The organism is Pseudomonas frederiksbergensis, from assembly GCF_003732275.1.
GTDB lineage: Bacteria > Pseudomonadota > Gammaproteobacteria > Pseudomonadales > Pseudomonadaceae > Aquipseudomonas > Aquipseudomonas frederiksbergensis_H.
Genome location: NZ_MOBM01000039.1, coordinates 550,377 through 550,810, shown reverse-complemented (window position 1 = coordinate 550,810; position 434 = coordinate 550,377). Strand labels below are relative to the sequence as shown.

Sequence of the window (434 nt, the reverse complement as noted above, 5' to 3'; positions counted from 1 at the left end):
TCGGCACTGCTCACGGCGAAGGTGTCGGTGTAGGTGGTGCCGGCGACGAACTCATTGTGCGCACTATCGGCGACATAGCTCCAGGCACCGTCAGTGCCGATGGAGAACTGGCCATAGGTGCCGGTGTTGGCCTGGGCGACGAAGGTCGCGGCGCTGTCGACGTCGCTGATGCTCAGGCTGCCGGAGGTGGTCAGCGGTGCATTGGTTTCGGTCAGGTTGGCGATATCGGCGGACAACACGGCGGCATCGTTGCTGCCGAGGATATGCACGGTGACCGAGGTGACGGTGCCGTCGGCACTGCTCACGGCGAAGGTGTCGGTGTAGGTGGTGCCGGCGACGAACTCGTTGTGCGCGGTGTCGGCGACGTAGCTCCAGGCACCGTCAGTGCCGATGGAGAACTGGCCATAGGTGCCGGTGTTGGCCTGGGCGACGAA

The 434-nt window shown here is 64.7% G+C and carries 1 protein-coding gene; it reads right to left on the bottom strand.

The features are described 5' to 3' along the window. Window positions 1–434 (bottom strand): VCBS domain-containing protein (locus tag BK662_RS28620; protein ID WP_221179117.1); only part of this gene is annotated, 434 nt, incomplete at both ends.